This window comes from Sinomonas gamaensis, assembly GCF_005876955.1.
Classification (GTDB): domain Bacteria; phylum Actinomycetota; class Actinomycetes; order Actinomycetales; family Micrococcaceae; genus Sinomonas; species Sinomonas gamaensis.
This window is the reverse complement of sequence record NZ_SSCL01000014.1, coordinates 98,740-107,408: the sequence shown is the minus strand read 5'-3', so window position 1 is coordinate 107,408 and position 8,669 is coordinate 98,740. Positions and strand designations below refer to the sequence as shown.

General features: G+C 69.5%; 6 protein-coding genes. 5 read left to right on the top strand and 1 reads right to left on the bottom strand.

The window, feature by feature from the left end; genetic code table 11:
- Nucleotides 1-243 precede the first annotated feature (243 nt).
- From E5679_RS16895 to E5679_RS16885, 3 genes are read left to right on the top strand one after another with little or no spacing between them, the layout of a single operon-like run.
- A complete protein-coding gene (locus E5679_RS16895) occupies nucleotides 244-900 on the top strand; it encodes a hypothetical protein (protein WP_138418007.1) in 657 nt (218 codons plus the stop codon).
- Nucleotides 897-2,480: a DNA polymerase Y family protein gene (locus E5679_RS16890; RefSeq protein WP_138418005.1), complete on the top strand. Its 1,584-nt coding sequence runs from the start codon at nucleotides 897-899 to the stop codon at nucleotides 2,478-2,480. The genes E5679_RS16895 and E5679_RS16890 overlap by 4 nt, the downstream gene beginning before the upstream one ends.
- A 26-nt stretch (nucleotides 2,481-2,506) precedes the next feature.
- Nucleotides 2,507-5,983: an error-prone DNA polymerase gene (locus tag E5679_RS16885; RefSeq protein WP_138418003.1), complete on the top strand. Its 3,477-nt coding sequence runs from the start codon at nucleotides 2,507-2,509 to the stop codon at nucleotides 5,981-5,983.
- A gap of 21 nt (nucleotides 5,984-6,004) precedes the next feature.
- Here the strand turns inward: E5679_RS16885 and E5679_RS16880 are convergent, their stop codons facing one another.
- Nucleotides 6,005-6,388, bottom strand: a complete 384-nt coding sequence (locus tag E5679_RS16880; RefSeq protein ID WP_138418001.1) for a VOC family protein — start codon at nucleotides 6,386-6,388, stop codon at nucleotides 6,005-6,007.
- A 107-nt stretch (nucleotides 6,389-6,495) separates the two neighbouring features.
- Here E5679_RS16880 and E5679_RS16875 point away from each other — a divergent pair, with 107 nt between their 5' ends.
- Both E5679_RS16875 and E5679_RS16870 read left to right on the top strand, forming a co-directional pair.
- Nucleotides 6,496-7,482 carry a DNA-3-methyladenine glycosylase family protein gene (locus tag E5679_RS16875; protein WP_249336197.1) on the top strand — a complete coding sequence of 329 codons (987 nt, stop codon included), beginning with the start codon at nucleotides 6,496-6,498 and terminating at the stop codon, nucleotides 7,480-7,482.
- Complete coding sequence (locus E5679_RS16870; RefSeq protein ID WP_138417999.1) at nucleotides 7,482-8,657, top strand: ArsB/NhaD family transporter; 1,176 nt, start codon at nucleotides 7,482-7,484, stop codon at nucleotides 8,655-8,657. The genes E5679_RS16875 and E5679_RS16870 overlap by 1 nt, the downstream gene beginning before the upstream one ends.
- Nucleotides 8,658-8,669: the final 12 nt, after the last annotated feature.

Below are 8,669 nucleotides of genomic sequence, written 5' to 3'. Positions count from 1 at the left end.
CCTTCCAGCCCATCCCCGGCACCGCCGCCGTGCCCTCCCCGCCCCGCCCGGTCTCCGTCTGGCGCTCCCAGGTCAAGCTCTACGCCCAAACCTGCACCACCAACCCCCACGCCGAAGGCTGCTGAACACCACCGACCCCCAGACCCCGGGCCCTTCGGGGTGCCTTCCGGGCGGGGTTCAAGCACTTCGAAGCCGGGTCCGAGTGGATTGACTTAATCGAACATAGTTTCGAAAATAGAAGACATGTCCCTGCCCTTGAGCTCCGCGTCCGCCGCCTCCGCGGCAGACCAGTTGCGCGAGCTCCAGGAGCGCATCCATCTGCTGCAGGGACGCCGGAACAAGGAAGGGATGTATCCGCTCCTGCCCTGTTTCTCCCCGCTCCTCCCCTCTGGCCTTCGTGCGGGCTCGGCCTATTCGCTCGAAGCGCCTCTCTCCGTCGCGATGGCTCTGCTCGCCGGCGCGTCGGCCGAGGGCGAATGGTGCGGTGTCGCTGGCATACCCGAGTTCGGCGCGGAGGCTGCGGCAGGATTCGGCATCTCGCTCGAGCGGCTCGTCCTCGTCCCCGATCTCGGGGAGCGTTGGCTTGTCACGCTGTCCGCCCTTGCTGACGTCCTGCCTCTGGTGCTGCTTCGCGCTCCCGCCCGGGCCAGCGGCGGTGACGCTTCGCGCCTTGCCTCCCGGTTGCGTGAGAGAGGTTGCACGCTCATCGTGCTGGGGACGTGGCCGCAGAGCGAGGGTGTTATCCGCGTCGAGGCGGCGCGGTGGGACGGGCTGGGCGAAGGACACGGGCACCTGCGCAGCCACCCCATGCAGCTGGCTTACTCGAATCGCGGCAGGAAGCGGACCGCCGTCGTCGATCTTGCGTCGCTGCGCTCCGGGACAGGAAGTGCAGGGCGATGAGCTCGGCACCTAGCGTTCCTCGGGCCCTCGTCGTCTGGTTCCCGGATTGGCCTCTTGTCGCGGCTCAGCTCGCGGGTGAGCTTTCGGACAGGGTCCCTGCCGCGATCATGGAGAAGGGGCTCGTCGGGGTGTGCTCCGGCGAGGCGAGGCAGGCCGGCGTCGTCCGTGGTCTGCGCCTACGGGAGGCCCAATCGCGGTGCCCGGACCTCGTGGCGCTCCCAGCCGAGGCAGCACGGGATGCGCGGGAATTCGAGGCAGTACTGACGGCAATCGAAGCCAGCCTGCCCGGCGTTCACGAGCTCCGGCCTGGCTTATGCGCCCTCCGGGCCCGCGGGGCAGCGCGCTACTACGGACGGGAAGAGGATGCAGGCGGCGCTGCTCTCGAAGCCGCGGCGCGGCTTGGGCTCGAAGCGCGGGCAGGCTTCGCCGACTCCGTCTTCGCCGCCGAGCAGGCCGCCAAAAGCGCTGTCGAACTAGCGCCTCTCAGAATCGTTCCGCCGGGCGAATCTGCCGCCTTCCTCGCACCCCTGCCGATCGCCGCCCTTGGCGATCCGAAACTCGCCTCGCTCTTGGTACGCCTCGGGATCCGAACGCTGGGCGACTTCGCCGCTCTGCCACTCGCGGATGTCCGTTCACGCTTTGGCCCGGAAGGTCTGATGGCCCATGCGTGGGCGCGTGGCGAGGATCCTCGGCCTGTAGTGCCACGAGTTCCGCCGACGCCGCTCGAACGAGTGGTCGACTTTGAGCCTGGCCTGGACAGGGTCGATCAGATCGCCTTCGCGCTGCGTCCCTTGGCAGAGGACTTTGTCGAGGGGCTTCGGCGCGAGGGACTCGCGTGCACGGAGCTGCGCGTCCAGATCACGGACGATGCGGGGCACCGCACGGAGCGCTGCTGGGGGCATCCGCGGCACTTCAGCGTGGGCGACGTTGTGGACCGCGTCCGCTGGCAGCTCCAGGCGGCGGATGTCGGCTCCCCCTCGGGAAACTGGCGCTCCACGGGCGAGGCCCTCGCGGCGCCGGTCGTGCAGCTCCGGCTCCTTCCCGAGCGGACCGACCAGCTCGGGCTCCGGGGACAGGCTCTCTTCGGGGGCGTCGACGAGCGGCTGGACCACGGCCTCCGCCGGCTCCAGAGCATGCTCGGCCATGACTCCGTGCTGCATCCGGTGGAAGCCGGCGGCCGGCTGCTGGCAGAGCGGTGCCTCATGCTCCCCTGGGGCGAGGAGCCGCCGTCGGGCGTCGCGGCCGCCGCGGAGCGGCCTTGGCCGGGGGCGATACCGGCGCCCCTGCCCGCCACGGTCTTCCCGGAGCCCGTACGCGTGGAGCTCCTGGACGCCGCGGCAGAACCGGTCCTCGTGGACGCCCGCGGCCACGCGTCGACTCCGGCCTGGTTCAGGCCTGGATCCGGCAAGGACCGCCGCGCCGTGCGCGGCTGGGCTGGCCCGTGGCCCATCCTCCAGCGCTGGTGGGATCCCGCGCAGGCCCTCCGTGCCGACCGCTTCCAGATCCTGGATGACGACGGCGACGCCTGGCTCCTGCTCGGAGCGTCCGGGAGCTGGTGGGCCGAGGCCCGCTACGACTAGGACCCGGAGCGACGAGGAGAGGGCAAATGGGCTTCAACAATCCAGCGATGCCGTGGCAGCAGATCCACGACATTCTCGAGGGCAAGAAGGTTTCGCTCCCGCGAACCGGCGACGGGCGCAAGCCCCTCGAGCACGACGGCGGCGACAGCCCCGCCTGGAGCCGCAAGCGCGGCCCCTACATCCCGCTGCCGGAACTCGCCTACGCCGCTTCCGTCCCCTACGCCGAGCTGCATGCTCATTCCCATTACAGCTTCCTCGACGGCGCGTCATCGCCGGAGGAGCTCGTCGAGGAAGCCGTGCGGCTCGGCCTCCACGCCCTGGCGATCACGGACCACAACGGCTTCTACGGTGTGGTCCGTCTGGCCGAGGCCGCGGAGGCCTATGGCCTCAAGACGGTCTTCGGCGCCGAACTCTCGCTCGGGCTGTCCGCACCACAGAACGGCGTGCCGGACCCCGAGGGCGAGCATCTGCTGGTCCTGGCCCGGGGTGAGGCGGGCTATCACCGTCTTGCCGGGGTCATCACGGACGCCCAGCTGGCGGACGGTGCCGAAAAGGGGCGTCCTGTCTACGAACTCGATCGCGTCGCCGAACGGCTCCGCGGCCACTGCGTTGTTCTGACCGGTTGTCGGAAGGGAGCGGTGCGCCGGGCCCTCGCGGGGATCGACGAGGAGGCGGCCGAGGAGGAAGTGCAGCGTCTGGTGAGGCTCTTCGGCAAGGAGGGCGTCGCCGTCGAACTCTTCGATCATGGAAACCCGCTCGACAGCGCCCATAACGATGCCCTCGCCGGCATCGCGGAACGCCTTGGCCTCCCGTGTGTGGCCACGAACGCGGTCCACTATGCCGAGCCATCGCGCCACCAGCTCGCCACGGCAATCGCGGCCGTCCGTGCCCGCCGCAGCCTCGACGAGGCCGACGGCTGGCTCCCGGCCACGGATGCAGCGCATCTCCGCAGCGGCGCCGAGATGGCCGAGCGTCTGGGCCGGTATCCAAGTGCCATCGAGAACACCGTGCGGCTCGCCGACGAGCTCGCGTTCTCCCTCCGAGCGGCCCGGCCGCGCCTCCCGAAGCAAGAGGTTCCGGAGGGGCACACGCCCATGAGCCATCTGCGCGAACTGGTGGACCGCGGCATCGAGGACCGCTACGGGATGCCAGGACCGGGTTGGCGCGGCCCGGCCTCCCCTGAGGCGGTGCGCAAGCGCGTCGAACAGGAACTCGATGTCATCGAGAAGAAGGACTTTCCAGGGTACTTCCTCATCGTCTATGAGATCGTCCAGTTCGCGAGGAGCCGGGGCATCCTGTGCCAGGGCAGGGGTTCGGCGGCCAACTCCGCCGTCTGCTACCTCCTCGGCATCACCGCCGTGGACAGTATCGCGTACAAGCTGCCGTTCGAGCGCTTCCTGTCGAGCCTCCGCGAGGAGGAGCCGGACATCGATGTCGACTTCGATTCGGACCGCCGCGAGGAGGTCATCCAGCACGTCTACGCGAAATACGGCCGGACGAACGCGGCGCAGGTCGCAAATGTGGTGAGCTACCGGCCCAAGAATGCCGTGCGCGATGTCGCGAAAGCCCTCGGCTACAGCCAGGGGCAGCAGGACGCGTGGTCCAAGCGCCTCGAGCGCTGGGACGCGCTGTCGGCGGCCCAACGCCGGGAGAACGAGAACACAGCGGACGACGACGGCATCCCGAGTCGCGTCCTGGCCCTCGCCGAGGAGCTTCTGGGCGCCCCGCGGCATCTGGGGATCCACTCGGGCGGAATGGTGCTCACCGAGAGGCCGGTTGGCGAGGTTGTCCCGATCGAGCACGCGCGGATGGAGGACCGGACGGTGCTCCAGTGGGACAAGGACGACTGCGAATGGATGGGACTCGTCAAGTTCGACCTCCTCGGCCTCGGGATGCTCGCAGCGCTCCAGTACTGCTTTGACCTCATCGACGAGCACTTCGGCGAGCGCTGGCGGATCGAGGACATCCCCAAGGAGGAGCCGGCCGTCTACGACATGCTGTGCCGCGCGGATTCGGTGGGTGTGTTCCAGGTCGAATCGCGGGCCCAGATGAGCACGCTGCCGCGGCTGCGTCCGCGCTGCTTCTACGACCTCGTCGTGGAAATCGCACTGATCCGGCCGGGCCCCATCCAAGGCGGCGCGGTGCATCCCTACATTCGGCGCCGCTCGGGGGAGGAAGATGTGACCTATCCCCATCCGCTGCTCAAGCCCGTGCTGGAGCGGACGCTGGGTGTGCCACTGTTCCAGGAGCAGCTCATGCAGATGGCCATGGCGATCGGGGGCTGCACCGCGGAGGACGCGGATCTGCTGCGCCGTGCGATGGGGTCGAAGCGCGGTGTCGAGCGGATCGGCAGCTTGCACGACAAGCTCTTCGCAGGGATGGCCGCGAATGGCCTGACCCCCGAGGAGTCCCAAGCCATCTATACGCAGATCGCGGCCTTCGCTGACTTCGGCTTCGCGGAATCCCACTCGATCAGCTTCGCCGTCCTGGTCTACGCGAGCTCGTGGCTCAAACTGCACTATCCGGGGGCCTTTCTCGCGTCGCTTCTGCGGGCCCAGCCCATGGGCTTCTACTCGCCGCAGACCCTGGTCGCGGACGCACGGCGGCACGGAGTGACCGTGCTTCGGCCGTGCATTCAGCGGTCGCAGGCGGACGCGAGTCTGGAGCCGGCGGACGACGGCGGGCTTGGCCGAGCGCGCGGAGGCCTGGATTCCTGCCTCGAATTCCGGCAGCCCGAACCGGGCCGATTCGACCCGGAGGCTCCCGACCTGAGCAGCGACCATCGACGGGATGCCTCGCATGCCGTGCGGCTGGGGCTCTCAAGCGTCACGGGCATCGGAAAGGACCTCGCAGAGCGAATCGTCGCGGAGCGTGAGGCCAACGGCCCCTACACGGATCTCGCCGAGCTCTCGCGCCGAGTTGGGCTGTCCTCTGAGCAGCTCGAGGCCCTTGCCTCGGCCGGGGCCTTCGAGGTCCTCAGCCTGACCCGTCGCGAGGCTCTGTGGCGCGCAGGCGCCGCCGCGCTCGAACGGCCGGGTCAGCTTCCGGGCAGCCAGCCCTTCGTCCAGCCCCCGCTGCTTCCGGAGCTCAGCCCCGAAGAATCCGTGGCGAGCGACCTGTGGGCCACCGGGATCGCCACCGATGACCATCCCCTGCGGCATGTCCGCCCCGGGCTGGACGCTCGCGGAGTCCTGCGCATTGACCAGCTCAGGACAGCCGAGGAGGGCACGCGCGTGGAGGCGGCGGGCGTCGTCACCCACCGCCAGCGCCCCGGCACAGCTCAGGGCATCACGTTCATGAACCTCGAGGACGAGACCGGCATCCTCAACGTGGTGTGCAGCATCGGCGTCTGGACCCGGTACCGGCGGGTGGCGCAGGGCGCGAACGCCATGGTGATCCGGGGCCTCCTCGAACGGTCGAAGGAAGGGGTCACGAACCTCGTGGCGGACCGGCTGGAGAACCTTCCCCTATCGGCAAAGACCACGTCCCGGAACTTCCGCTGACGCGGGGTCAGCACAATCGTCCTACCCCCGCGTCTGCCAGAGGCCCAGCACATTGCCCTCGGGGTCCTGGAAGTACGCCGCGTAGCCCATCTCCCCCACGGGGACCTTCGGCGAGACGGTCTTGCCGCCGAGCGACTCGATCTTGTCCAGAGCTGCGTCGATGTCAGCGACGTCGACGGTGATGACCGGACCTTTGGGGAGCTGCTCGTTCCGGACGTACATGCCGCCGTTGATGCTCCCCGGGTCGGTCGGCTCGCCGCGCTCATTCGACGGCGTGGTGCCGATCATCGTGTAGTCCATGTCTGGAACCGGCACCATGTTCCACCCGAACGCCCCGGAATAGAACGTGCTGGCGCGGGACGAATCGTCAGCAGGGATCTCGAAATGCACAACCTTTCCTGACATAGCGCGATTGTCGCCACGCCGCAGGGTCTCGTCAACGCACGGCTTCGTCAACTCTCCAAACGGCCCGGGCGCCTCGCACTGTCGGCTGCCCATGACATGATGCTGCGGTGACTCTCGCGGCCCCGCTCCCCCGAACCGCAGGCTCCGATCGCCCCGGAAGCACTGCCGACGCGGAGGCTGTTTGGGAGGCCCCCGAGGGCTATTCGCTCGCCACCACCTGCTTCCCCCTCCAGCGCGGCGACGGCGATCCGACCTTCGCGCCGCACCCCGGCGGACTCTGGACGGCCTTTCGGACTGACGAGGGGCCTGTGTCCCTCCTCCTCACCCACACCCGACGCGAGCTGCGGGTCCGAGCCTGGGGTGAGGGGGCGCCGTCGGCCGTTGCCTCGGCGCCGGCGCTGCTGGGGCTCACCGACTCCTGGGAGGCGTTCGACGCCGAGCCCTACCATGTGTCGCTCCCCCACCTCGTGCGGGAGGCCCGACGGCGGCATCCCGGCCTCCGCTTGCCCTCCACCGGCCGAGTCGTGGACGCGCTCGTGCCGACGATCCTCGAGCAGAAGGTCACCACGCTGGAGGCGCGCCGCGCGTATCGCTATCTGCTTCGGCGCTTCGGCTCCCCCGCTCCCACGGCGGGACGGGTGGCCCCGGCGGGCCTCCTCGTCGCGCCCTCGGCCAGGGAATGGCTGCGGATCCCGTCTTGGGAATGGCACCGTGCCGGGGTCGGACCGCAGCGTTCGGATACCGTGATGCGCGCACTGCGCTCGGCATCCGGTCTCGAGCGCCTCGCCTCCAAGTCCGCCGCCGAGGCGGGAGCTGCCCTGCAGTCGATTCCGGGAATCGGAGTCTGGACGGCGGCCGAGGTCACCCAGCGCACCCACGCCGATCCGGATGCCATCTCGGTGGGCGACTTCCACCTCGCCAAATTCGTGGGCTTCGCCCTCACGGGCGAACGCACGGACGACGACGGAATGCTCCGCCTCCTCGAGCCGTGGCGGGGGAACCGGCAGCGGATCGTGCGGCTGCTGTACCTGTCAGGCGTGCGGGCGCCGCGCTACGGAGCCCGGATGACCATTCAGGACCATCGGGGCCACTGATGCCTCTTGCCATCATCGGCGCCCCGCTGTTCGTCCTCGGCCTCGCAGCGGTGGCCACCGGTCTGCTCCCGTGGGAAGCGGTTGCAGCCCTCGCCGACCGTGTTGTCCCGATCCTCGGTTTCGTTGCGGCCATCACCGTGGTCACGGAGCTGCTCAACGCCTCGGGATTGTTCGAGTGGATCGCCTGGCACTTCCGACGCTGGGGACGCGGGAGCGCCTTGGCCCTGTGGATCTTGGTGACGGCGCTGTCCTTCGCTGCGACGGTGTTCCTCTCCCTCGACACGACGGCGGTCCTGCTCACCCCGATCGTGGTGCTGCTCGCGAGACGATGCGGACTGCCGCCCCTCCCGTTCGCGCTCACGACGGTGTGGCTGGCCAACACCGGATCCCTGCTCCTTCCCGTCTCCAACCTCACGAACCTGCTCGCGCTGCACGCGCTCGGCAACATCTCTCCGGCCGAGTTCGCGCTGCGGATGGCTCTGCCCGCGCTGTGGTGCGCGTTTGTTCCAGCCCTCGCGGTCATCGTGCTGTTCCGAAAGGGGCTCACCGGCCGGTACAGGGTGGACCTCGGGACGGCCCATATGGACGCCGCCGACCCCGTCCTGCTGCGCCTCGGAACCGTGGTCCTGGCACTCCTGCTTCCTGCGCTCGTCTCGGGGGTCGCGGTGTGGATCCCGGCCACCGCGGCCGCCGTCGTGCTGGTGGCCGGCTTCGCCGTGCGCCGGCGGTCAGTCCTCAAATGGGCCCTCGTGCCGTGGCAGCTCATCCTCTTCGCGGGCGGGCTGTTCATCGTGATGGAGGCGCTTCAGGGTCTCGGAGCGCGGGAGCTCGCGGCCTGGGCCCTCGGACCGGGCGGAGGGAACTCGGGCCAAGGGCCGCTGGACCTCGTGCGGGTCGCGGCCATCGGTGCTGTAGGGGCGAATGTGGTCGACAATCTGCCGGCCTATCTCGCCTTCGAGGCGGCCGCCGGCAGCCCGTCCCGTCTCGCCGCGCTTCTTGTCGGCGTCAACGCAGGACCGCTCATCACGCCATGGGCCTCGCTCGCCACGCTCATCTGGCACGAACAGCTGCGCCGGCTTGGCGTGCAGATCTCCTGGTGGGGCTACGCCGCTGCCGGCGCGGTGCTCGTGCCGCTGCTCATCATTCCGGCGGCGCTTCTGGCTGGGGTGCCGTAGGCGACCCGGCCC